The sequence below is a fragment of the Rhodococcus sp. IEGM 1241 genome, assembly GCF_033142365.1.
Lineage (GTDB): Bacteria > Actinomycetota > Actinomycetes > Mycobacteriales > Mycobacteriaceae > Rhodococcus_F > Rhodococcus_F erythropolis.
The window spans coordinates 679,685-701,225 of the sequence record NZ_JAWLSE010000001.1; the positions used below are offsets into that span (position 1 = coordinate 679,685).

Here is a 21,541-nt window from a genome sequence, read left to right on the forward strand (position 1 = left end):
CGGGGCTACAGGTCGCGCGCCAGTGCTCGTCCGGCTGCGCGGCCGGAGAAGATGCAGCCACCGAGGAAGGTCCCTTCGAGCGCGCTGTAACCGTGGACTCCGCCGCCGCCGAAGCCCGCGACCTCACCGGCCGCGTACAGGCCGTCGAAGACACTGCCGTCGGCCTTGATGACCTGTGAATCCAGGTTGGTTTCCAAGCCGCCGAGGGTCTTGCGGGTGAGCAGGTGCAACCGGACCGCGATCAGTGGGCCGTTCTTGGGGTCCAGGATCTTGTGCGGTGCAACGACGCGCACGATCTTGTCTGCCAACAGATTACGAGCACCGTGGATGGCGGTGACCTGGAAGTCCTTGCTGTACTTGTTGTCGACTTCGCGGTCGCGGGCGATCATCTCGCGCTCGATGTCCTCGTAGTCGAGGAGCGGTTCGTCGGTGAGGGCGTTCATGCCGTCGACCAGATCACGAAGGTTGTTGCGCACCACGAAGTCTGCGCCCTTCTGCTTGAATGCCTCGACCGGTCCCGGCGCGCCCTTCTTGATTCGTTCGAGGAGGAGCTTGAAGTCGCGGTTGGTGAAGTCCGGGTTCTGTTCCGATCCCGAGAGTGCGAACTCCTTCTCGATGATCTTCTGGTCGAGGATGAACCACGTGTACTCGTGGCCGCTGTCGAGGATGTACTTGAAAGTTCCCATCGTGTCGAAGCCGGGGAAGTTGGGGACGGGCAGACGCTTGCCGGTGGCGTCGAACCACATCGAGGACGGTCCGGGGATGATTCGGATTCCGTGGTTGGGCCAGATGGGATTCCAGTTCTGGATGCCTTCGGTGTAGTGCCACATGCGGTCGCGGTTCACGATGTTTCCGCCCGCGGATTCGGTGATTTCGAGCATCCGTCCGTCGACGTGTGCAGGTACTCCCGTCAGCATGTGCTTCGGTGCCTTGCCGAGTCGCTCGGGCCAGTTCTTCTTCACCAGTTCGTAGTTGCCGCCGATTCCACCGGAGGTGACCACGACTGCCTGTGCGGCGAACTCGAATTCGCCGATGGGGGTGCGCGAACTCTTCACGCCGCGTAGATCACTGGAAGGTTCGAGGACGGTTCCGCGTACACCGGTGACCGCACCATCGGTGACGACGAGTTGATCGACTTGGTGGCGGTGCTTGAACGTGACCAGTCCGCGCTTCTGGGCGGCGATCACCTTGGTCAGGAAGACATCGACCACGCCGGGGCCGGTTCCCCAGGTGAGGTGGAATCGCGGTACCGAATTGCCGTGTCCAAGAGCCATTCCGCGGCCGCGTTCGGCCCAACCGACATTCGGCATCAGGCGAAGCCCCAGGTCGTGCAGGTACTGACGCTTGTCGCCGGCCGCGAACTCGACGTACGCCTTGGCCCACTGGCGAGGCCAGTGATCTTCGCGCTCACGGTCGAATCCGGCAGTGCCCATCCAGTCCTGCATTGCCAACTCGAGAGAGTCCTTGATGCCGAGTCGGCGTTGCTCGGGGCTGTTCACGAGGAAGAGTCCGCCGAGCGACCAGAATGCCTGCGCGCCGAGGTTGGCTGCGTTCTCCTGTTCCACGACAAGGACTTTGCGGCCGGCGCGTGTCAGTTCGTAGGTGGCGACCAGTCCCGCCAGCCCTGCCCCGACAACGATGACGTCAGCTTGTTCGCTCACGACAGCTCCTCTTTCGATTGGTTGTTCTGGATTATTTCGCTGTAGGACAGCAGGATTCGAGTGAAGATATCGCGGCGCAGTGCGAAGGCGGCGTTGGTGTCGGTGTCGACGAGACACTGCACGCTGGTGCCGTCGTGCACTGCGACCAATGCCCGTCCCAACGCAGTCGGGTCGCCGACGATTGTTCGCCCGACGTCGCTGAGTGCGGACTCCACAATGGGCAACAGGGTGCGAAGGATCGCGTCTTCACGGTCGGCAAGGGCTTTGCGAAGTGCCGGGTTGCGGAGCGCGTGGGCTGTGAATTCCGCGTTGATCCGGTACCACTGCGGGTCGACCGGAACCACCGCCACGATCCGGGCGACAGCGGCATGGATGTCGACGGTGTTGCCGGCGGTGATCGACTCCGTCGCCAACCGCAGATCGGCGAGCATAGCTGCAGATCGTTGCTCCCACATCGCGAAGAACAGTTCGTCGAGTGAATCGAAGTTGGAGTAGAACGCGCCTCGGGAGTAACCGCCGCGTTCGCAGATCTGCTCGACCGTGGCGTGCCCGAACCCCGATTCAGAGAAGGCGTCCGCAGCCGCGTCGAGCAGGCGCTGCCTGGTTTGACCACGGCGTTTGGTGACACGCTTGGCCGGCGAGTTGTCCGTTCCAGTCGTCATCGGCGCCTCCGTCGGGGTGGAACCCAAACGATACACCGATGTATCCGATGCGAAGACGTATCTCGATTAGATCTTCTTGGCAGGTGTTTCTATCTATATCTAGCAAATACGCAAGATAGGAAGATATTTGTATGACGACAGCTACAAGTGCAGATCACGCTTCCTGATCGCCGCTGTGGCGACGACGCTGATCGCCGAGGTGGCCACGAGATATCCACATGCCAGCCACGGTGAACCGCCACTGGCGCCGATCAGTGCCGTCAGAATCAGAGGTGTGACGCCGGAGGCGTAGATACCAGAGAACTGGTAGACGACCGACAACCCGGTGTACCGGATTTCTGTGGGGTAGAGGCTCGCATACAGCGTTCCCTGGGCGCCGTAGAACAAGGCATGAATCACTCCGAAGACCACGACCATCGCGACTCCGAAGAGCAGGAGATTCTCGGTACCGAACAGTGCGAAGGCGGGGAAGATCGCGAGGCCGTACGCGGCGATGCCCACGATGTAGACCCGTTGCGGGCCGAACCGATCAGTGAGTAAACCGGAAAACGGCAGCAAGATCGCCATCACTATTGCGGCCACGGTGACCACAAGAAGTACGGGAACCTTTTCGAAATGCAGAGTCTTGGTTGCATACGTGATTGCAAAGACGCCCCAGGTGTTGAACGCGGCGCCCTCGCCCCAGCGAGACAACATGCCCAGTACGGTGTTTCGCGCGGCTTTTCCTTGAAAGACTTCCCTGAGCGGGGCGGACGAGCGCTGTTCGAGGTCGCGAACGGCCTGAAAGGCGGGCGTCTCGTCCACCTTCAAGCGGACCACCAACCCCACGATCACGAGCACCAGGCTCAGGACGAAGGCGATGCGCCAGCCGAAACGGAGAAACTGGTCGTCGTCGAAGACTGTTTGAAGCAGCGCGAACATTCCTGTGCCCAATGCCAACCCGAGAGCCAATCCGATCTGCGGGATGCTGCCGAACAGTCCACGCTTCTTCTCCGGACTGTGTTCGACTGCCAAGAGAACAGCTCCGGCCCACTCGCCACCGAGAGCAAATCCCTGCAGGATACGAAGCAGCAGAAGCAGAATCGGTGCAACGACTCCGATCTGAGCGGCGGTCGGAAGAACGCCCATCAGCGCCGTCGCGATACCCATGATGAACATCGTGAGAGCAAGCGTCTTCTTGCGCCCGATGCGATCGCCGATGTGACCGAACACCACTCCACCGATGGGGCGAACGAGAAAGCCGACTGCGAAGGTCGCAAAAGAGAGCATGGTCCCGACGAACGAACTCTGGTTCGGGAAGAACAGTTGGTTGAAGACCAGACTCGCTGCCGTTGCGTAGAGGAAGAAGTCGTACCACTCGACCGTCGTGCCGAGCAGGCTCGCGGCGACGACGGTTCTCAATCTGGATCGCCGCTCGTCGTCGGTCTCGTTCGAGAACGGTGAATTGTGCTCGACTTCGGCAAACGTGGTCATCGGAGCCCCCGGGTCGCGGTGCAAATTCACGAAGGTATCGCCGGCGCCGAAAGTGGGCACCCCTAGCGATCAGGGTGATTTCAACCCTGTTCTTCGAGGTGGACTGTGGTTGTAATGACAGAAGAGTTCTGCCTGTACGTCGACGAAAGGAATCACCGTGTCACTGCGCTTCCACTGGTTCTTGCCTACTTACGGTGATTCCCGGAATCTGATGGCGGGTGGGCACGGCAGCTCGATGTCCGGTGATCGTCCGGCGACGCTGAAATACCTCAATCAGATCGGCGCGGCCGCCGAGACGAACGGCTTCGAAGCCGTCCTCACGCCCACCGGCGCGTGGTGCGAAGACGCATGGCTGACGACGGCGATGATGCTCGAGACCACCGAGACACTCAAGTTTCTGGTTGCTCTGCGCCCGGGATTGCTCAGCCCCACGCTTGCCGCTCAGATGGCCGCAACCTTCCAATGGCAGTCGGGCGGTCGTCTGCTGCTCAACGTCGTGACCGGCGGGGAGGACCACGAGCAGCGCACGTTCGGTGACTTCCTCGACAAGAACCAACGGTACGCACGATGCGGCGAGTTCCTCGACGTGATCCGCCAGTTGTGGTCCGGTAACGGTCCGGTTGATTTCTCCGGCGAGTACGTCAACGTGGAAAAAGCTACGCTGCAGCGTATTCCGGATCCGGTACCGCCCATCTTCTTCGGCGGATCCTCGCCGGCGGCCGGCACCGTCGCATCGCGCTACGCGGATACCTACCTCACCTGGGGTGAGACGCCGTCCGCTGTTGCCGCCAAGATCGCCTGGATCCGCGACCTCGCGGAAGTCCAAGGTCGTCACCTCGACTACGGAATCCGTTTGCACGTCATCAGCCGGGACACCTCGGAACAGGCATGGGCAGAAGCGGATCGGCTGCTCAGTGCGCTCGACCCGGCGACCGTCGAGCAGGCTCAGGCGAGTCTTGCGCGATCCGGCTCCGAAGGTCAGCGTCGGATGCTCGAATTGCACGGCGGCGGTTCGGCTTACAAGGAGGGCGTCGGAGCGAGGTCGCTGGAGATTGCGCCGAACCTGTGGACCGGCGTCGGATTGGTGCGAGGGGGAGCAGGTACCGCATTGGTCGGTTCGCACCAAGAAGTGGCTGATCGGATTGCCGAGTACGCGGCGATCGGACTGGATCACTTCGTATTGTCGGGCTATCCGCATCTCGAAGAGGCGTATCAGTTCGGTGAGGGTGTGCGTCCGATCCTCGAAAAGCGTGGATTGGTAGCACCGCACGGTTCTGTCGGCGGACCGGTGCGAACGCCCTTCGTCTCCAGTGGGAACTGAGTCGAAAAGCTAGCTCTTCGAGAAGGGGACGTTTGTCCCGATCTTTCGGGCATGCCCTCCCGGCGGGGCAATTGGGCCATTTCGGGCGCTAGATCCGATCTAGGCTGCGCACTGTTGCCGAACTCAAGGCGCAGTACGAAAGGATCCTCGATGAAGCTGGGCACGAGTGGAGTACGTCGCTTAGTGGGAACCGTGGCAGTCGCCGCTGCAACCGCGGCAGGCGTCGCGATGGTCAATCCTGCGACTGCGTCGGCCGAGGTGGTCCCGCCGGTCGTCTCGTACAAGGTGACCGGAAACGATCTGGCACTGACGATCACGAACAACAACACGGGAATTGCCCCGTTGTGCCAGGCGTTTGTCGTCAACGCCGCGGATTCTGCTGCTGTGCTTGATGATCCGCTGAAACTGCTTGATCCGAACCTTGTGGTGTACCCCAAGATCACCGATCCGGCCTCGCTGTTCGACGTGGGCAAGGGGCAGACGGTCACCGATACCGTGACCGATGTTCCGGACGGAACCTACGCCGTGCTCGGTGCCTGCTCCGATCTTCTCGATCTCGAGACGTTGGGTAAGCCCGTTACTGGCGTGCCGAGCCTCGTTGTCATCGGTGGACCGTTCAGCGGCATCAATACCGGAAGCCTGAGCGACCTGTTCGGTAGCGGCAGCCTCGAAGGACTTTTCGGGTAGCTCACTGTCTGTCTCCCCAATTTTCCGACTGAGCGGTCTATTCTCCATGCATCTGGTGATCTGACCGACTTGCCTGGAGGTTCGGAAATGCGAAGTCGTGGATTCAAACGCGCTCTCGGAAGCATTGTCGCGGCGTCGGCCGCCGTCGTGGGACTGGTTGTCATGACTCCGGCGACGGCGTCGGCAGCACCGGCGATTCTTCCGCCTCCGGTATCGGTGAGCGCAGCGGACAATGCGATCACCTTCACCATCACCAACCCGAACCCGCGGTTCAGCTTCATCAACTGCACGGTGGCGATCCTCAATGCCAGGGATGTCCCCGACGTGATTCGTGATCCGGCAAAGCTGCTCCAGCCTGGCGTGTTGGTGTACCCGACCGTCAGTAACATCCTCGATCTGTTTGCCGTTTCGCCTGGGCAGACGATCACGCGGACCGTCGGTAATCTGCCGGCCGGGGTTTACGCCGTTGCGGGAGCGTGCGTTCGACTGCTCGATCCGACCAACCCGACTATCGCGATTCCGCAGGCAGTTGTGGTCGGCGGCTGGTTCGAGGGCGCGGGAACCGGAAGTCTCTCAGGATCTTTGGAGGATCTGGGATACAACACGGTTCAGGACTTGATCGACGCGTGGAATCGGATCAGCTCGGGAAGTAGCGGCGGTAGCTTTCAATTCGAGTACCAAGGTGGCTCGGATTTCGAGGTAGTGGGTCCCACGTCGTAGTAGGTGCAGCTCACTTGCGTGCACGATGACGCCGCACCGCGTCGCGATTCGCGCACGTGGGGGAGCAGTACCGCTGATTGCCGTTGCGGGAGGTGTCCGCGTAGATGTTGGTGCACTCGTCCAGGGTGCATCGACCTAATCGGTGCATGCCGCGGCCGACGAGGTGTAGCGCCGTGCCTACCGAGAAGAGTGCCTTGAGGACCTCGGCGAGCGACTGTTGGGGATCGCGGTAGTGCAGATGCCAGCCGTCGTTCGCGTGGTTGGTCATGCGCGGATACGCCGACGCTTGCTCGAGCATGACGTTCACCAGTTCGGCGCGGGCTGCCTCCTCCGTGACGTCGACGATTTTCGACCACTCGATCAGAAGGTCGAGGGTCTCGTCGAGGTCCTTCTCGGCGATGGGGAAATCGAGAATGATGCCTGCATCGACGCAGCGTTCGACGAGTTCGGCCAGGGTCTCGGGGTTTCGATTGGCCAGGTCGGCGGCCAGCGTCACCGCATATTCGCCGTAAGGGTTGAGATGCACAACGCCATTACATCATGCTCGTTGCATGAAGAAAACAGAGATCACGCCGATCGGTTGCATCCATCGCTGGGAGGTCGAATCCCGGCACCGAACCAGCGAGGGGACGGTCACCTACCTGCGCTGCCATTGCGGGTCGTGGCAGACCTTGCTCGCCGAGTGGATGTCGGGTGGGGCAGCCTCGGCCGTCGCCGCACCGATAAAGGTCAGGTCCAGGTAATGATCAGCTAATCGTTCCGTTTTACCTCCGGCGACATGGAACGTGTTCTAGATTCAGGGTTATCTGCCTCGATGTCGCGGCGCGGACTCTGAAAGGAAAGACAATGCAGTTCAATCTTGCTGACATATTCGAGACCGTTGCCGGCTCAGTCCCTGATCGCGTTGCATTGACTTACGAGGGAGAGAACTTCTCCTACTCTCAGTTGGATGCGGAGGCTAACCGAACGGCCAACCTGTTCGCGCAAGCTGGCATCTCGAGCGGCGATCATGTAGCCCTGTTCCTGAAGAACAGCGTCGAACATGTCACGTCGATCCTCGGGTTGATCAAGATCCGTGCGGTCCCGATCAACGTGAACTACCGGTACACACCCGCCGAGCTCGAGTACATCTTCACCAACTCCGACTCGGTCGCAGTGGTCGTGGAACTCCCCGAGCATCAGCGTGTCCTTGCTTCCCTCTTCGGTGCATGCCCGAAGGTGAAGACGGTGATCGTGATCGGCGAGATCGACGCCGAACTGGTCGCAGCAGCAAAAGCGCATGAAGTTTCCGTGGTTTCGTTCGACGACGCCCGTGAACAGTCGCCAGTGGGGGAGTTCGACGCTCGTTCTGGCGACGACGTGTACCTCCTCTACACCGGCGGGACCACCGGATACCCGAAGGGCGTCATGTGGCGTCATGACGACTTCTTCCGTAAGCCGCTCTCCGGCGGCAATCCGTACGGTGAGGGAGCGCGACAGGATCTCGCCGAGATTGCCAGTGCTGCAAAGGAATTTCCGGAACTCTCGTTCCTCATTGCTGCCCCGCTGATGCATGGCGCCGCGTTGTACTCGCTGTTCACCTTCCTCACCCTCGGTGCGCGAGTTGTTCTACGACGCGAGTTCGACGCGGAGAAGGTCGTCGAAGCGATCGAGAAGGATTCGGTACAGGTGATCTTGATCGTCGGCGACGGCATGGGACTGCCGTTGGTCGACGAGATGGAACGACGCAAAGACGAGGTCGATTTCAGCACCCTGTTCTCGATCACCTCGGGTGGCGCGATCTGGTCCACCAGTGTTCGGGATCGCATGCTGGCGGTGAAACCGGACCTGCTGCTGCGGGACAACTTCGGAGCCTCCGAGTCCGGTAACGACGGCGCCTTCTCCATCGACGAGGCGGGCAATCTGCGAATGCCGCCCTCGCCGAACATGATTCTGGTCGACGAGCGCCTCGAAGAGATTCCAGCGGGCTCTGACGACGTGGGCTACATCGCTCGTATCGGAAACGTCCCGCTCGGGTACTACAAGGACGAAGAGAAGACCGCCCGCACATTCCCGACCCGCGCCGACGGCACCCGCCTTTCGGTGCTCGGCGACATGGGCAAGGTGGAAGCAGACGGCACCATTGTCTTCCTGGGGCGTGGCTCGCAGTGCATCAACACCGGTGGCGAGAAGGTCTTCGCCGAAGAGGTCGAGGCTGCCCTTCACGCACATCCGGCGATCTCCGACGCGCTCGTTGTTCCCGCACCCGATGCGCGCATGGGGCAGCAGGTCGCAGCGGTGATCGCGACCTACCCCGGATCCGACGAGCTGACTCTCGAAGCGGTACAGGAACATTGCCGCAAGACGTTGGCCGGATACAAGGTGCCGCGCACGATCGTGCTTGTCGATGAAGTCAAGCGAACCCCGGCCGGTAAGGCGGACTACCGCTGGGCGACGACACTGGCGTCGTCCTAGCGGCGTGGAGTGGGCGACGACGATCTTTCACACGGATTTCACCACGACATAAGAGACATACCGGAAAGATGGTGCAGAGTAAGTCGTTCGCGCCTTGCGTCGTCACTCCACGAAAGGGCCTTGTCTCATGCTCATCATCGGAATACTCCTGTTCGGGATCGTCATCGGAGCGGGAGCCCAGCTGATTCTGGGGAAAACGACCGCACGAGTGGACTGGACCTTCGCGTTCATCGCGGGAATTGGTGGTTCGCTGGTCGGCGGATTGCTTGTGAGTTTGATTGCAGGCGACGGATTATCGTTGCGCCCGAGCGGCATCCTCGGGTCCCTTGCCGGCGCTGTCATCATCACCGCGGGGTGGCAGTGGTACCGCGGGAGGAACGCAACAACAACTACGCGTCCGTCTGATCGCTGATTTCCACAGTTCCGTCAGGGGACGGAGAGCGTCGACATATGAACGAACTACTCGATGAAGTCCTCACCGCACATGGCGGAGTCGAATGTTGGCAGTCCGTTTCAGCGATCACGGCGCGGGGACGTTTGGGCGGTCTGCTGCCTCAGCGCTTCCCAGGCAACAAGTTGGCGAAGTTCACGGTCGAGGTTGAAGTCGCCGAGCAACGCACTGTCCTCCAAGACTTTCCGCGTGTCGGCGAGTGCGCTGTGTTCGACAAGGGCGTCGTGCGGATCGAAACTCGTGACGGCGAAGAACTCGGGAGTCGAACCGACCCACGTCCAGAGTTTCGGGATGAGCGGACTCCGACGCAATCTTCACTGGGACGCACTCGACACCGCTTACTTCGCCGGCTACGCCTTTTGGAACTATCTGACGGCACCGCTGCTGCTCGCCCGCGACGACATCACTGTCACCGAAGCCGAACCTTGGCAGGAATCCGGGCAGCAATGGCGACGACTTCAGGCAACGTTCGCGCCGGCGATCGATACTCATTGCCGGCAGCAGACCTTCTATGTCGACAACGGCGGCCTCATCCGCCGTCACGACTTCGTCGCCGAACCGGTAGGCAGCTGGGCGAAAGCTGCTCTCTACTGCGACCATCACCGTCAGTTCGACGGTCTCACCTTTCCCACTCGACGACGTGTGCTCCCGAGAGGCCCAGGCGGCCGCGTTCTCTCGCGGCCGACGCTCCTGGCGCTCGACTTCGACGACATCGAGATCAAGCGATGAACATCAGTTACTGGTTACCGGTTGTCGAGTGTGAACAAACGGAACACGGTCCGCATGCACAGAACGACGCCGACGAAGCCCAGTACCGCACTCACGAGTGCATAGCCCGACAGCTGAGGTGTGAGTTGTGGTCCGCCAGGCACGAACAGCAGGATCGCCGCGACAATCAGCGCGGTCACTCCCGCCGCCATACCCAGGGCGTTGTTCGCCGACCGTCGTAGCCATCGCCTGTCGTCGGGGTGTGCGACCGAGCGTGTGCGAAGTGTGAAGCTTCCCGATGCGATCGAGGTCGCGATCTGGTCGAGCTGACCAGGCAGACGCCTGACCACCGCGGTTGTGACCGCCGTCGTCGACAGGATTGCCTGCGCGGCTGCAGTCGGGCTGGAGACCTGGGTCAACAGTCGGGGTACTTCGGCCCGAACAGCAGCGACGAGGTCGATCTGCGGATCCAAGAGCCGGAGGGCGCGCTCCAAAGACGCGAGCGAACGGAAAGCGGCGGCGACGTCTCCCGGCACTCCGATTCGGTGTTCTCGAAGCACGGTGAACATTCTCGCGAACGATGCCATGGAAACATTGGGTTGGACACTGAGCAGGGTGATCTCTCGGCCCACCTGGTGACGTAGTGCTCCGCGATCCACTTCGGGCGGTACGTCGAATGCCATCAGCATCGCGTCGACTGTCGCCACCGGATCACCTGCGAGGGCAGCGTTGAGGAGCACGGCGAACAAGATCCGTGTCTCGCCGTCCAGAACCCCTACTGCGCCGAAGTCGAGGAGCCCGACCCGGCCGTCATCGAGGATCATGATGTTGCCGGGGTGCAGGTCCGCGTGAAACACCCCGTGGACAAAGATCCCGTCGAGCAACGACGCAAGAAGTTCGTTGGCGACGCTGCTGCGGGTGTGGCGGTCGAGGCCGGTGAGCGCCGAATCACCGTCGGAGAGCGGGGTGCCGTGAAGACGTTCCATCACGAGCACCCGTCCGCTACTGAGGTTGGGGTAGATATGCGGAACGACGATATCCGGGCGGTTCGACATGGTGGAAGCAATCGCGCCGGTGTTCGCTGCTTCGGTGCGGTAGTCGAGTTCCTCGAGCAGTGACGTGACGAGGCCCCCGGCGAGTCGATGAACTCCGATATCGCGTGCCCAGGGAAAACGGGTCTCCGCGAGCGCCGAAACGCGAAGGAAGATATCGCAATCCACGCTCACTTGTGCGCTCGCCTCGGGGCGTTGAACCTTCACCACAACGTCGACGCCTTCAACGGTGCGCGCGGAATGTACCTGTGCGACAGAGGCGGCGGCGAACGGCTCCACATCGAACGACGCGAACACCGACTCTGGTGCGTCGCCGAGTTCCGATGCCAGTAGCTCCGCGATACGGTCGGGATCAGCCGGGCGTGCCGAACTTTGCAGAGAAGAAAGGGCGCGAGCCAACTCGGGTGGTATGAGGTCGTCTCGCGTGCCGAGGATCTGTCCCAACTTGACGAAAGTGACACCGCACCGGTTGATTACTTCCACCAGTGCATCCCCGAACTGAGGCGCTGATGGCCCAGCACGGAGAGCGGGCCCGCCTCCCGCTCGCACGACGATGCCCGTGATCTGGACGTACCGCTTCGTTCGGCGCCACGATTTTCGGCTGCGCCGCAATGCTTCCGACGGACCTGGTAGGGATCCTGTAGGAACCACGACTTCGAGGAAAACCAATGCGGCCAGGCATGCTGCGAACACCCATAGCGCGACAACTCCGAAGAACGTGAGCGCTACTCCCACGCTCACCAGAAGTTGATCGTCCTGGCTGGCAATTCCTGCGAATGTCGCGGCGTAGCCAGACAGGGGGACACCCACCGAGAGCGCTATCACCGCGACCGCGAGGGTTCGCGGCCATCCGACTCTCGTCCCCAGCGTTCGTCGCATCACGCCTGCCAGTGCTGCTGCAAGAAATGGCGTCGTGACGATCCAGACCATCAAGTCCATTGCGATAGCGTACGGGTTCGCAATCTGCGATACATCCAGGAAAACCCCGAGCCCACCCCGACTGACGGGTAACAAGCCCGACAGTGCCCAAGCGTCGAACATGCTTGGGCACTTCGGTGTTCATTCGCTCCGATGGCGACTCGTCCTGATCGGCCGTCCAAAACTGCGTTCACTGACCATCCGCGAGGCCGAACTACGCATCATGCTCGTCAGCGAGGTCCCGGCCCCCTTCGCGCGGAGCTGTACAGCCGAAGAACAGGCTGCGATGGACGCCGAGCAGAAGTGGGACCGAGTGGACTCCTTTAAAGAATGGGGCCGCCGGTGAACAGGTTGACGAGACTCACCACGAAGAACTGGACGATCGCTATGGCGGTGGCAAACGGGTCGCCCGCATACGTAGCTTGGTTGACCCATTCGTTGAATGCGTTGATCGAACCCATTGTGATTCCTCCTGAGTAGTGATGGCGTGATCGATTGAAACTGGTGGTATGACACTCGACACGAGGGACATCAGTACGGACCCAGCGCAGTTGGGCATATGAGGCCACGAAAGGTCAGTGACGAGCGCCGACAGTACGCTGCGGTTACGGCCTTCTGCGTTTCGAATGTAGTTCCTCGACTTAGGAATACCGTGAAGGACGGGCGGATTGGTTACGAGTATCCCGCGACAGACGACATCGTCAATATTACGATGTCGGTAACAAACGCGACGACCGCACCAATCGGATTCTGGACAATCCACGAAATTACTTCAGTCATGTTCTCGGTCCTTCCTTAGCGTAAGACGCGTGATCGAATACTCGACCAGCTATTGCGGTACCCGGCCCCGTTCGGCGAATTAAGCCTTTGTCGAGGATGATTGGCGCAAATAGATAGATCGCACACCGGGGGCGTTGAATCAACTCGCCCAATCGTTGCACCTCTGTGCTCCGGGTTCGATTCGTTACCAATACCTTTCGGAGAAGGGGTGATCAGTCCCATCAGCGATCGGTACCCCGTGTGCGGAGCCCTTTTCCGTAAACACTTGCCCAGCAACGTCGTAACGTCAGAGGTGGCAGTTGGCAAAGCCGACCGTCTTCTCGAGATCGTGGCGAGTTTTGCTGGGCAGATGTGACACTACCTTGCGGTTTCGCCGGATCAGTCTTCCTTTCGGAGATCGATGGCTGTTCTTCGTGTGGTTGTTACACAATCGACGGAATCGCTGTTGGTGGTGGCGATGCGCAGCTATTTCCCCTACGAATCTTCAGGAATTGCTTGCGACACCCGTGGATACGGATCCTCGATCTCCACCGAGCGCAATTCCATGTGCCGACAACATCGCAGTGCTTCCGGCAGGATCGATGCGCCCAGAACCAATCGCCGTCACGCACAAAGGGCCAGACTGTTCTGGGAAAGACTCAAGCGCTCCTTCAGTTCCCGGCGATCTGTTGCGCCAGTTCGAGTTCACGCTTGGTCTAACTGGTCGACGCATAGTGGTGTACCGGTAGCCGAAAGAGTCCTGCCGGTCGGTTAGTGTTGACGGTGAAACACGACGTGGAGGTGGCTGTGAGAATCTGGAACTGGTTGATGCTCAAAATCTCAGCAATCGGCGGGTCGCCGAAGTTTCAGACGATAGTCGACAGTCCGATTTGGGCGGGCGCCAATGACCGCAAGCTCTGACTGAGCGGGCGGCAGATTCTCCAATTTGCAATTGCCGACCTGCGACTGCGGGCACGCTCACTGCCTGCTGCGACGGGAACGCGACTGTCGACCTGAATTTATCCGCAATCGATATGGGAGGGCTTGTGGGAGTCTGGGGTCCGGGAAACTTTGACAGTGACACCGTCGCGGATGGGTTGGGGGCCCTGACCGGTCGAATCGTGGACGACATCACTGCCGAGTTCGAAGACGATTCGAGTCTGGAGCCGGATGAATGGGGCGGGGAGATGGTGCCGGCGTGGCTCGAGATCCTCACCGATATTGCCCAGACGAAACGAGTCGGTGTGACCTTTCCATCGACGCAAGTGCTGATCGACTGGCGCGATCGATATCTGCGCGTGTGGGATGGCTACATTGACGAACTCGAACCGGACGAGGATCACAAGGTCGCTCGACGTGCAGTGCTCGTCCATACCTTTGAACAGGCGGTCGCCCTCGCCGCCGAGCGGGAACAGGCATAAACCTCGCGCGGCCGCGCTACTGACCATAGATCCGTCAGTTCCCCGGTGGAACGACGGTGAACGTGAACCCTCCGGAAGTCATTGCGTTGGCTTCTTCGAACATCGAACAGAGAGCTTCGGCGGCGTCGGTCGCCAATGCTCGGGCGGCGCTGGGGGTTCGACCTCGGGCCGTCACCGCGAGCCCAGGTACGTCCGCATCTGTGATCGTCAGATCGGACTCGTAGTCGGAAGCACTGCCGCCGAGTATCTGCGCGAGTTTTTCAGCAGGAACAGACATGCCGTTGGAGGCTTCCCGTTCGCCGATGTACGCATCGCGCGGGGACCCGTCGTAGAGTCCGGTTCGATTACTACTGAACTGAACTACTGCAGTTTCGGTGAAGGAGATGGTCTTCGTCCACCACAGACCTCCCGCCACGACCAAAACGGCGGCGGCAACGGCCACCATTACCTGACCGCGGCGGTCGGAGAGGAATGTTCTCATCTGTCAGTTGTACCGCCTTGGCCGGCTGATTGACCGGCTTCATCACTACCTTGTCGGCGGCTGGTCCGCGAGATCACGTCCGCTTCGCGTCGTCATGATTGCGGACGAACTTCATGAGTCGGGGAATTACCCGATCAGGTATGTGTCCCAGGATTCCGTGGCCGGTTCCGGCATAAATCTCCACTTCGGCTTCAGGTACAAGATCAGCTAACCTCGCGGCCACCTGCTCGGGGTTGGAGACCACCGTCTCGGCGCCGGAGATTACGAGCATTGGAACCGAGATCGACTGCACTTCTGCATCTTTGAGCATTCGTGCCCACCCCACACCGGGCCGGTAATTCAGCGCTTCCTTGGCGAGGGCGAACTCGAGGTCGCCGAGAACGTATCCGGGGGACAGCCAATCGTTGAGTTTGCGAATATTTTTGTCGGTGCGGCGTATACCGGCGCGGACCATCTTCAGCAGTACGCGCCACGAGGGCTTGTCGAAGACTCCGCCCGGCTCGATGAGCGTCACACTCGCCAGTCGTTCAGGGGCGTGCAGTGCTACGAGAACGGCGTGCCACGCGCCCTGCGAGTAGCCGACCAGGTGGACGCGATCGACCTTGAGTTCGTTCAATACCTCGCTGATCCAGGTGGCGAAGTCGGATTCCCCGGTCAATGGAGAAGTCTGGACACTGCGGCCTGGTGTGCCGATCGTGTCCATTGCGTACACGACTCGGTCTCGGCACAGGTCCTCGATGACGATGTGCCATTGCAGACAGTTGGCCCCGAGAGAGTGCACCAGGACGATCGGCGTTTCCGTGCCGGTCCCCGACCTACGGACATGGGTGGTTCCGAACGATGTCGGCACGTCGAGTTGTGTCGACGGAACCGGCCAGGTGCCCTCCAGTTCTCGGTAGATGCTCTCGTACGCCTGCTTTGATGCTTCGTTCTTGAATCGTCCGATCTTCGGCATGAGCCTCCCTCTCGCTGCATTCAATTTTGATGGTATGACCGTATCACTAATGCGGTACGTGCGTATCATTAACGAGTCAAAGTCATCCATTCGAAAGGGGAAGGACAGCCTCATGCCGCGACTGGTCGACCATGAAGTGAGGCAACGGGAGATCACCGATGCGGTGCGGCGAGTGATTGTCGACGGTGGGCTCGCGGCGGTGACATTTCAGTCCGTTGCTGCCGAGGCTGGGATTTCGGTGCGACTTGTGCAGTACTACTTCGGCACGAAGCGGGAATTCCTTCTCGCGACGCATCAAGCTGTGCGTCAGGATGCGGGTGCTCGCTTGATGCAGGAGTTGTCTGTTCTTGGCGCGGAAGCGACACCCCGCGAGGTTATTTCAGCGTTCCTTGTCGGCATGCTCCCACTCGATCGACAACGTCGGGAGGAAGCGATTGTTCTCGGTGCCTTCCACGCTGCCGCACTGACCGGACAAGGAATCGCCGCCGAGGAAACCCTCACTGCCCCAAGAGAGTTGACAGCGCTCATTTCCGGCCAGCTTCAACGAGTGACCAATCGGGACGCGGTTGCGCCGTCAATGGATCCCGACCTCGACGCCGAGCTCATTCTGGCGGCTGTCGCCGGGCTCGCCCAGGGGATGCTTCCCGGCTACGCCACAGCAGAATTGGCGGCCCAGTTGGTTGAGCGTCTCCTCGATCGCATTCTCGGGCCGACGAGACCTCAGGCCATGAATCAACCCGAAGTCGGCCGCCGTTAGTATTCCGGGATGTCTCCTGTGAACCCAGCGCTCGCCGGCCGGGTGTTTCCCTCGTCTTCGTACCTTGTCGGGCGCGAAAAGATTCGCGAGTTCGCTCTGGCGGTGCGTTCGAGCAATCCCTTGCACCATGATGTCGGTGTCGCCAGGGAGGCCGGGTTCGTCGATGTCATCGCGCCGACAACATTCACAACCGTTGTCCAGCAGCGAGCGATCATGGCACTGCTGCGCACGCCGGATACTGGGCTCGATCCGACTCGTGTGGTCCATACTTCCGAGAAGATCGAGCATCAGCGTCCGATAGTCGCCGGCGATGACCTGTCTACGACACTGACGATTACAGGGGTGACAGTGCGAGCAGGCAGTGCGATCCTGTCGACAGTTTCCGAGATCCACGACGTGACCGACGCTTTGGTCGCAACGGTCACCTCGACCCTGCTGGCGCGAGGAGAAGGCGCATGACCGTACCCGTCGTGCCGGTTTTCGAAAACCTCGTCCTTGGTGACATCGTCGCGAAGGTTGATCTGGTCCTCACTCGTGATGACCTAGTTCGCTACGCCGGTGCCTCCGGCGACATGAACCCGATCCATTTCAACGACGCAATCGCTACTGCGGCTGGGCTACCGGGAGTTCTGGCGCACGGAATGCTCACTGCCGGAATTGCTTTGCAGGCCATCGTCGACTGGGTTGGTGACCCGAGCGGTGTGATCTCGTATGAAACTCGCTTTACTCGGCCCGTCGTAGTCGATGCCGTCGATGGTGCTGATCTCTCCATCGCTGCGAAGATCGCGCGGATCGACTCCACAACGCGGACTGTGCGTATCGATGTCACCGTCATGCATAAGGGCCAGACGGTTCTGGGAAAGACCCAGGCGCACCTTCAGTTCCCGGGCGCCTGACAGGATTGCGGGCTGTCACTGGTCACATCGGGACCTACGCATCCGGGCGGGAGATCAACTGCATTGTGGCGCAGCACTACCGGAAAGACACCAACAGCTCGTCCGACGCTTGCATCGGTGCGTATCCGTCGGCGATGACGCGCCGACAGCCGTCGAGTTCGACGGTGAGTAATCGTTCCTCGTTCGTAGGACGGTCCACGTAGATCGTCGACGCCACCTCGGTGGCCACCGCGTCACAGTCGGGAGCGGGTGAAAGTCCGTCGAAGGTTTCCGTCGTAGACGATGTGCCTACGAATTCGGTGGCGGAGAATCGGCAGAAAACGCTGCCCGCCGACAGCGACGTCAGCGCCGTGGTAACTGTTGTGGCTGGTCGGTAGGCCGGCCGACAATGCGACAGTTCGTAGATCTGGTCGTCGGACAACGCTATTCGGTGTTCGGTACTGCCGACCGGTGTCAGTTCCTTGATGGCGGCCAGGCCACCGGGTTTCGGCAGTCCACACGAATCGGAGGGATACCCCGGCCGAGTTGCTCGGCCTCGATCGTCGACCAACCAGAATTGGTCCAGGACAGCCAGGCTGTAGTTGTCACCGCAGCCTTCGGGGAACCAAGTCTTGTGCGCGGACGAGCGGTTCAGCATTTCCACCGCCCGACTGAAATCGCCCTCCCAACGATGAGCAGAGAAGCTGACGGTTCGGTCGGCTGCCACGTTGTCGCTGACAAACGGGTCGCACGTGACTGCGGCGACGGGTACGAAATCGTCTGGAACCGTCGCCGTTGATGTCGTCTGGAGCGGGCCGATCGGATACGGGGTCGCGCACCCCAGCGTCTCGGCGTCGACTATTACGGCAACTGGTCGATCGGGGATGGTCACGTGCCAAATGCCGGCAACAGCGAGGATGACGATCACGACTGCGAACCAACGCCAGAGCATGAGCCCACCGTATCGTTCCCGATGTACGCCGAGCGGGAACAGGCCTAGTCCTCCGTTAACCGCCGAAGTCCTCGCATCCAAATTGAGTGGATCCAGGTTGCGGCTCGCAGATATGGTCCACTGGTGACGCATCCGAATGGCCGAAACGACAGTCCGATCCTGGTGATTGGTGCCGGTGTCGTCGGCGCGTCGATCGCGTATCACCTGGCGCGCATTGGTCTCCGAGTCACGGTGCTGGACCACGGCTCGGTGGCAGGAGGGGTGACCGGCAACTCCTTTGCCTGGGTCGGCCTCTCGAATAGTGCCGCAGAAACTTACTCAGATCCGTTCCGGCAAGGCGCTGCAGTCGAATTCGACCGCCTGGAGCGCGAACTCGTCGAGCCAATCGGTTTGCGCCGCAGAGGCGCGATCACCTGGGAAGCGACGGAAGCGGAGACTCGAGCGTTCGTAGATGCTCATCGAGCACTCGGCCATCCCGTCGACCTCATCGGTAAAGAGGAAATCCTTGCTCGTGAGCCGGGATTGCGGACGGCCCCCTCGGTCGCAGCGTACGCGCCTGATGACGGTGGCGTTGACCCGGTTGCGTTCGCTCGATCGCTCCTGCGAGGTGCCGAAGAGTGCGGTGCCACAGTGTATTCCGATGTCAGTGCGCGCGGGGTGCTCACGGAGGGCATGAGAGTGTACGGAGTAATGACTGCCGACGGTCCCGTCTACGGATCGGCCACCGTGCTCGCTGCGGGTACCGCGATCCCTGGACTCGCGGCGTCGGCGGGAGTCGACGTCGAGGTCGACGCCTCCCCGTGTTGCCTCATCAGATTCTCGACGCCCCACCCATTGGTGAACGGAATACTGTCCTCTCCGGATTTCGAGATCCGGCAATTGGACGAAACGACACTGATTGCGGCTGAAGATGTTCCGGCCGGGTTCTCCGGAGATGCTCGTGAGCTTGCGGGGCCGACGCTGCACGCGATCCGCAGTCAGCTCGTGGACGGTGACCAAGTGGAACTGATCGAGGCGGTAGTCGCTGACCGTCCCATCCCGCGTGGTGGCCGCCCGCTGCTGGGCTTCGCCGAAGGCGTGTCGGGGCTCTATCTGGCCGCGACGCATCCGGCGATCATTCTGGCCGGAGCAATTGGAGCCCACGTGGCCGGGGACTTCGCCCGAGCGTCGAGCCTGGACGGTTAGACGACGATGCCGGAGCCCGGTTCGACAAGGTCGAGCCGATATTGCGGTTCCTAGTTCTCTCTAGGACACGCGCTAGAGAGCGGGATATTCGTCTACTCGGCTTGTACCGTCGATGGGCATGGACCCCGTGCGCAATCCGTATGCCCCCGGTGCCGGTCAACGCCCGCCGGAACTCGCCGGGCGCGACAAGCAGATCGACGCCTTCGACGTCGTTCTCGAGCGAATTGCGCGTGGCCGCCCGGAACGAAGTGTTGTCCTCACCGGCTTGCGTGGCGTCGGCAAGACCGTCCTGCTCAATCAGTTGCGTTCGGCCGCGATCTCCCGAAGTTGGGGGACCGGCAAGATCGAGGCGCGCCCCGATCAGGATTTACGACGCCCACTCTCGTCGGCGCTGCACATGGCAGTCCGAGAGATCGCGGTCTCCCATCGCGATCCCGAGCGGGTCGAGCAGTTCCTCGGAGTCCTCAAATCGTTTGCCCTACGCGCCACTGCGGACAAGGGAATGCGCGAGCGCTGGCAGCCAGGCATCGATGCACCCGCGATCAAGGGTCGGGCAGACAGCGGCGACATCGAGATCGACCTCGTCGAGTTGCTGCTCGACGCGTCGTCGCTGGCCAGGGATGTCGGCGTCGGGATCGCCATCTTCATCGACGAGATGCAGGACCTCGGTGCCGCGGATGTCTCGGCGATCTGCGGGGCCTGCCACGAGTTGAGTCAGGACGCGGCACCGTTGATCGTCGTCGGGGCGGGGCTTCCGCATCTGCCTGCTGTGCTGTCGGCGTCGAAAAGCTACTCGGAGCGCCTGTTCAGCTACCACCGGATCGACCGCCTTGAGCGTGAAGCTGCAGATCAGGCACTGATTGCGCCTGCTGAGCGTGAGGACGTCGAGTTCACCGAATCCGCGCTCGACGCCCTCTACGAAGCGGCTGACGGGTACCCGTACTTCGTTCAGGCCTACGGAAAGGCCACGTGGGATGTGGCGGCGTCGAGTCCGATCACGTCGGAAGACGTGCGCGTCGGCGCGCCGACGGCTGAGGAAGAACTCGCTGTCGGCTTCTTCGGATCACGGTACGAGCGAGCAACGCCCGCGGAGCGTGAGTACATGCGCGCCATGGCCGATCTCGCCGGTGACGACGGACCCGTCGCAACCGCGAAGATCGCCGTCGAGTTGGGGCGCAAGCCGGCTTCCCTTTCGCCGGCACGCGATGGACTGATCAAGAAGGGACTGATCTATTCGGCAGAACGTGGGTCCATCGGATTCACGGTCCCTCACTTCGGCCGATACCTGCGCGGACAAGCGGAGTGAACGCGCTCGAAACCGCGTGGGATCGGGTGGCGGCGCTCAGTCCCAACCCACCGGCGTGGGTAGTTCAACTGGCCGCGTTGATCGCCGTGATCATTGTTCTCGAACCACACCTGTGGCGGATCGCCCGTAACGTCGTCACCATCGCACACGAGGGCGCTCATCTGATTGTCGCCGTCCTGGTCGGTCGACGGTTGAAAGGTCTTCGCCTGCATTCGGATACGTCGGGTGTCGCTATTTCGTCGGGCAAACCGACCGGCTTCGGCGTCATTCTGATGACGTTCGCGGGGTACGTCGGACCGTCGATTCTCGGACTCGGCGCGGCCGGGTTGTTGGGCGCGCAGCGTGCGGTCTCGGTGTTGTGGATCGGCGTATTCGTGATCGCGGTGATGATGGTTCTGATCCGAAACCTCTACGGAGTCTTCTCACTTGCCGTGGTGGGAGCCGTGTTGTTCGGACTCGTCTGGTGGGGGACCCAGGAGCAGCAGGTGGCTGCTGCCTACTTCTTGACGCTCTTCCTGCTTTTCGCCGGACCACGCCCAGTCGTGGAGCTTCAACGGCAGCGAATGCGACGAGGCGGGGCACCGGACTCGGACGCCGACCAATTGGCCAGGCTCTCACCGATACCCGCGATCGTCTGGGTCGGTTTGTTTCTGCTCGTGAACGTCGCGGTGCTCGTGCTCGGCGGATGGTGGATCCTGCGCCCGGTGGGTGGCTGACCGCATTGATCAGTTGTCCTGACGGGA

22 protein-coding genes and 1 pseudogene are annotated in these 21,541 nt (G+C 61.2%); 14 read left to right on the forward strand and 9 right to left on the reverse strand.

Features of this window, described 5'->3' with window-relative positions; genetic code table 11:
- Positions 1-5: 5 nt before the first annotated feature.
- From R4P70_RS03220 to R4P70_RS03230, 3 genes are all read right to left on the reverse strand, one after another.
- Complete coding sequence (locus R4P70_RS03220) at positions 6-1,661, reverse strand: FAD-binding dehydrogenase (RefSeq protein ID WP_019745556.1); 1,656 nt, start codon at positions 1,659-1,661, stop codon at positions 6-8.
- Positions 1,658-2,323 (reverse strand): TetR/AcrR family transcriptional regulator, encoded by a 666-nt coding sequence (locus R4P70_RS03225; protein WP_020909325.1) that lies wholly within the window; start codon positions 2,321-2,323, stop codon positions 1,658-1,660. The genes R4P70_RS03220 and R4P70_RS03225 overlap by 4 nt, the downstream gene beginning before the upstream one ends.
- Positions 2,324-2,464: 141 nt before the next feature.
- On the reverse strand, positions 2,465-3,796 hold the full coding sequence (locus R4P70_RS03230) for an MFS transporter (protein WP_047889080.1): 1,332 nt from the start codon (positions 3,794-3,796) through the stop codon (positions 2,465-2,467).
- A gap of 157 nt (positions 3,797-3,953) precedes the next feature.
- On the opposite strand from R4P70_RS03230, the gene R4P70_RS03235 reads away from it, so the two are divergent.
- The 3 genes from R4P70_RS03235 to R4P70_RS03245 all read left to right on the forward strand — a co-directional run bounded on the left by R4P70_RS03235 (position 3,954) and on the right by R4P70_RS03245 (position 6,524).
- Entirely contained in the window at positions 3,954-5,117 is a 1,164-nt protein-coding gene (locus tag R4P70_RS03235) for an LLM class flavin-dependent oxidoreductase (protein WP_003940457.1), read from the forward strand.
- A 150-nt stretch (positions 5,118-5,267) separates the two neighbouring features.
- A complete protein-coding gene (locus tag R4P70_RS03240; protein WP_317830382.1) occupies positions 5,268-5,804 on the forward strand; it encodes a hypothetical protein in 537 nt (178 codons plus the stop codon).
- A gap of 87 nt (positions 5,805-5,891) precedes the next feature.
- Positions 5,892-6,524, forward strand: a complete 633-nt coding sequence (locus R4P70_RS03245) for a hypothetical protein (RefSeq protein WP_003940176.1) — start codon at positions 5,892-5,894, stop codon at positions 6,522-6,524.
- A 10-nt stretch (positions 6,525-6,534) separates the two neighbouring features.
- Here R4P70_RS03245 and R4P70_RS03250 read toward each other — a convergent pair whose 3' ends face one another.
- Complete coding sequence (locus R4P70_RS03250; RefSeq protein ID WP_003940315.1) at positions 6,535-7,050, reverse strand: CGNR zinc finger domain-containing protein; 516 nt, start codon at positions 7,048-7,050, stop codon at positions 6,535-6,537.
- A 25-nt stretch (positions 7,051-7,075) separates the two neighbouring features.
- Between R4P70_RS03250 and R4P70_RS03255 the strand changes: the two genes are divergently transcribed.
- From R4P70_RS03255 to R4P70_RS03270, 4 genes and pseudogenes are all read left to right on the forward strand, one after another.
- Positions 7,076-7,267 carry a hypothetical protein gene (locus R4P70_RS03255; protein ID WP_021331840.1) on the forward strand — a complete coding sequence of 64 codons (192 nt, stop codon included), beginning with the start codon at positions 7,076-7,078 and terminating at the stop codon, positions 7,265-7,267.
- A gap of 103 nt (positions 7,268-7,370) precedes the next feature.
- Complete coding sequence (locus tag R4P70_RS03260; protein WP_222672013.1) at positions 7,371-8,978, forward strand: AMP-binding protein; 1,608 nt, start codon at positions 7,371-7,373, stop codon at positions 8,976-8,978.
- A 127-nt stretch (positions 8,979-9,105) separates the two neighbouring features.
- Positions 9,106-9,390, forward strand: coding sequence for a hypothetical protein (locus R4P70_RS03265; protein ID WP_003939785.1), 285 nt, complete (start codon positions 9,106-9,108; stop codon positions 9,388-9,390).
- Positions 9,391-9,428: 38 nt separating this feature from the next.
- Positions 9,429-10,158 (forward strand): annotated as a pseudogene (locus tag R4P70_RS03270) (hypothetical protein).
- A 14-nt stretch (positions 10,159-10,172) separates the two neighbouring features.
- Here R4P70_RS03270 and R4P70_RS03275 read toward each other — a convergent pair.
- Positions 10,173-12,128, reverse strand: coding sequence for an ABC1 kinase family protein (locus tag R4P70_RS03275; protein WP_317830383.1), 1,956 nt, complete (start codon positions 12,126-12,128; stop codon positions 10,173-10,175).
- A 302-nt stretch (positions 12,129-12,430) separates the two neighbouring features.
- Positions 12,431-12,568, reverse strand: coding sequence for a hypothetical protein (locus R4P70_RS03280; protein WP_019745545.1), 138 nt, complete (start codon positions 12,566-12,568; stop codon positions 12,431-12,433).
- A gap of 1,419 nt (positions 12,569-13,987) precedes the next feature.
- On the opposite strand from R4P70_RS03280, the gene R4P70_RS03285 reads away from it, so the two are divergent.
- Positions 13,988-14,287, forward strand: coding sequence for a DUF4259 domain-containing protein (locus tag R4P70_RS03285; protein ID WP_223304584.1), 300 nt, complete (start codon positions 13,988-13,990; stop codon positions 14,285-14,287).
- 34 nt (positions 14,288-14,321) lie between these two features.
- Here the strand turns inward: R4P70_RS03285 and R4P70_RS03290 are convergent, their stop codons facing one another.
- Complete coding sequence (locus R4P70_RS03290) at positions 14,322-14,768, reverse strand: hypothetical protein (RefSeq protein ID WP_317830384.1); 447 nt, start codon at positions 14,766-14,768, stop codon at positions 14,322-14,324.
- Positions 14,769-14,841: 73 nt separating this feature from the next.
- Positions 14,842-15,723, reverse strand: a complete 882-nt coding sequence (locus tag R4P70_RS03295) for an alpha/beta fold hydrolase (protein WP_317830385.1) — start codon at positions 15,721-15,723, stop codon at positions 14,842-14,844.
- 112 nt (positions 15,724-15,835) lie between these two features.
- Here R4P70_RS03295 and R4P70_RS03300 point away from each other — a divergent pair, with 112 nt between their 5' ends.
- From R4P70_RS03300 to R4P70_RS03310, 3 genes are read left to right on the forward strand one after another with little or no spacing between them, the layout of a single operon-like run.
- Positions 15,836-16,480, forward strand: a complete 645-nt coding sequence (locus R4P70_RS03300) for a TetR/AcrR family transcriptional regulator (RefSeq protein WP_317830386.1) — start codon at positions 15,836-15,838, stop codon at positions 16,478-16,480.
- Between the two features lie 9 nt (positions 16,481-16,489).
- Positions 16,490-16,939, forward strand: coding sequence for a MaoC family dehydratase N-terminal domain-containing protein (locus R4P70_RS03305; protein ID WP_019745537.1), 450 nt, complete (start codon positions 16,490-16,492; stop codon positions 16,937-16,939).
- On the forward strand, positions 16,936-17,376 hold the full coding sequence (locus R4P70_RS03310) for a MaoC/PaaZ C-terminal domain-containing protein (protein ID WP_021331850.1): 441 nt from the start codon (positions 16,936-16,938) through the stop codon (positions 17,374-17,376). Before R4P70_RS03305 ends, R4P70_RS03310 begins: the two co-directional genes overlap by 4 nt.
- Before the next feature lie 76 nt (positions 17,377-17,452).
- Here the strand turns inward: R4P70_RS03310 and R4P70_RS03315 are convergent, their stop codons facing one another.
- Positions 17,453-18,307, reverse strand: a complete 855-nt coding sequence (locus R4P70_RS03315; protein WP_317830387.1) for a hypothetical protein — start codon at positions 18,305-18,307, stop codon at positions 17,453-17,455.
- A gap of 123 nt (positions 18,308-18,430) precedes the next feature.
- Between R4P70_RS03315 and R4P70_RS03320 the strand changes: the two genes are divergently transcribed.
- From R4P70_RS03320 to R4P70_RS03330, 3 genes are all read left to right on the forward strand, one after another.
- On the forward strand, positions 18,431-19,492 hold the full coding sequence (locus R4P70_RS03320) for an FAD-binding oxidoreductase (protein WP_317830388.1): 1,062 nt from the start codon (positions 18,431-18,433) through the stop codon (positions 19,490-19,492).
- A 118-nt stretch (positions 19,493-19,610) separates the two neighbouring features.
- Positions 19,611-20,798, forward strand: coding sequence for an ATP-binding protein (locus R4P70_RS03325; protein WP_021331853.1), 1,188 nt, complete (start codon positions 19,611-19,613; stop codon positions 20,796-20,798).
- Positions 20,795-21,514, forward strand: a complete 720-nt coding sequence (locus tag R4P70_RS03330) for a M50 family metallopeptidase (RefSeq protein WP_003940327.1) — start codon at positions 20,795-20,797, stop codon at positions 21,512-21,514. The genes R4P70_RS03325 and R4P70_RS03330 overlap by 4 nt, the downstream gene beginning before the upstream one ends.
- Positions 21,515-21,541 lie beyond the last annotated feature (27 nt).

Bases quoted from the DNA above. Each gene is read 5' to 3' on its own strand.
- R4P70_RS03230 (WP_047889080.1), bottom strand. From the start codon at position 3,796: ATGACCACGTTTGCCGAAGTCGAGCACAATTCACCGTTCTCGAACGAG.
- R4P70_RS03305 (WP_019745537.1), top strand. From the start codon at position 16,490: ATGTCTCCTGTGAACCCAGCGCTCGCCGGCCGGGTGTTTCCCTCGTCT.
- R4P70_RS03325 (WP_021331853.1), top strand. From the start codon at position 19,611: ATGGACCCCGTGCGCAATCCGTATGCCCCCGGTGCCGGTCAACGCCCG.
- R4P70_RS03275 (WP_317830383.1), bottom strand. From the start codon at position 12,128: ATGGACTTGATGGTCTGGATCGTCACGACGCCATTTCTTGCAGCAGCA.
- R4P70_RS03225 (WP_020909325.1), bottom strand. From the start codon at position 2,323: ATGACGACTGGAACGGACAACTCGCCGGCCAAGCGTGTCACCAAACGC.
- R4P70_RS03295 (WP_317830385.1), bottom strand. From the start codon at position 15,723: ATGCCGAAGATCGGACGATTCAAGAACGAAGCATCAAAGCAGGCGTAC.
- R4P70_RS03280 (WP_019745545.1), bottom strand. From the start codon at position 12,568: ATGGGTTCGATCAACGCATTCAACGAATGGGTCAACCAAGCTACGTAT.
- R4P70_RS03290 (WP_317830384.1), bottom strand. From the start codon at position 14,768: ATGAGAACATTCCTCTCCGACCGCCGCGGTCAGGTAATGGTGGCCGTT.
- R4P70_RS03310 (WP_021331850.1), top strand. From the start codon at position 16,936: ATGACCGTACCCGTCGTGCCGGTTTTCGAAAACCTCGTCCTTGGTGAC.
- R4P70_RS03300 (WP_317830386.1), top strand. From the start codon at position 15,836: ATGCCGCGACTGGTCGACCATGAAGTGAGGCAACGGGAGATCACCGAT.
- R4P70_RS03315 (WP_317830387.1), bottom strand. From the start codon at position 18,307: ATGCTCTGGCGTTGGTTCGCAGTCGTGATCGTCATCCTCGCTGTTGCC.
- R4P70_RS03260 (WP_222672013.1), top strand. From the start codon at position 7,371: ATGCAGTTCAATCTTGCTGACATATTCGAGACCGTTGCCGGCTCAGTC.
- R4P70_RS03255 (WP_021331840.1), top strand. From the start codon at position 7,076: ATGAAGAAAACAGAGATCACGCCGATCGGTTGCATCCATCGCTGGGAG.
- R4P70_RS03265 (WP_003939785.1), top strand. From the start codon at position 9,106: ATGCTCATCATCGGAATACTCCTGTTCGGGATCGTCATCGGAGCGGGA.
- R4P70_RS03240 (WP_317830382.1), top strand. From the start codon at position 5,268: ATGAAGCTGGGCACGAGTGGAGTACGTCGCTTAGTGGGAACCGTGGCA.
- R4P70_RS03245 (WP_003940176.1), top strand. From the start codon at position 5,892: ATGCGAAGTCGTGGATTCAAACGCGCTCTCGGAAGCATTGTCGCGGCG.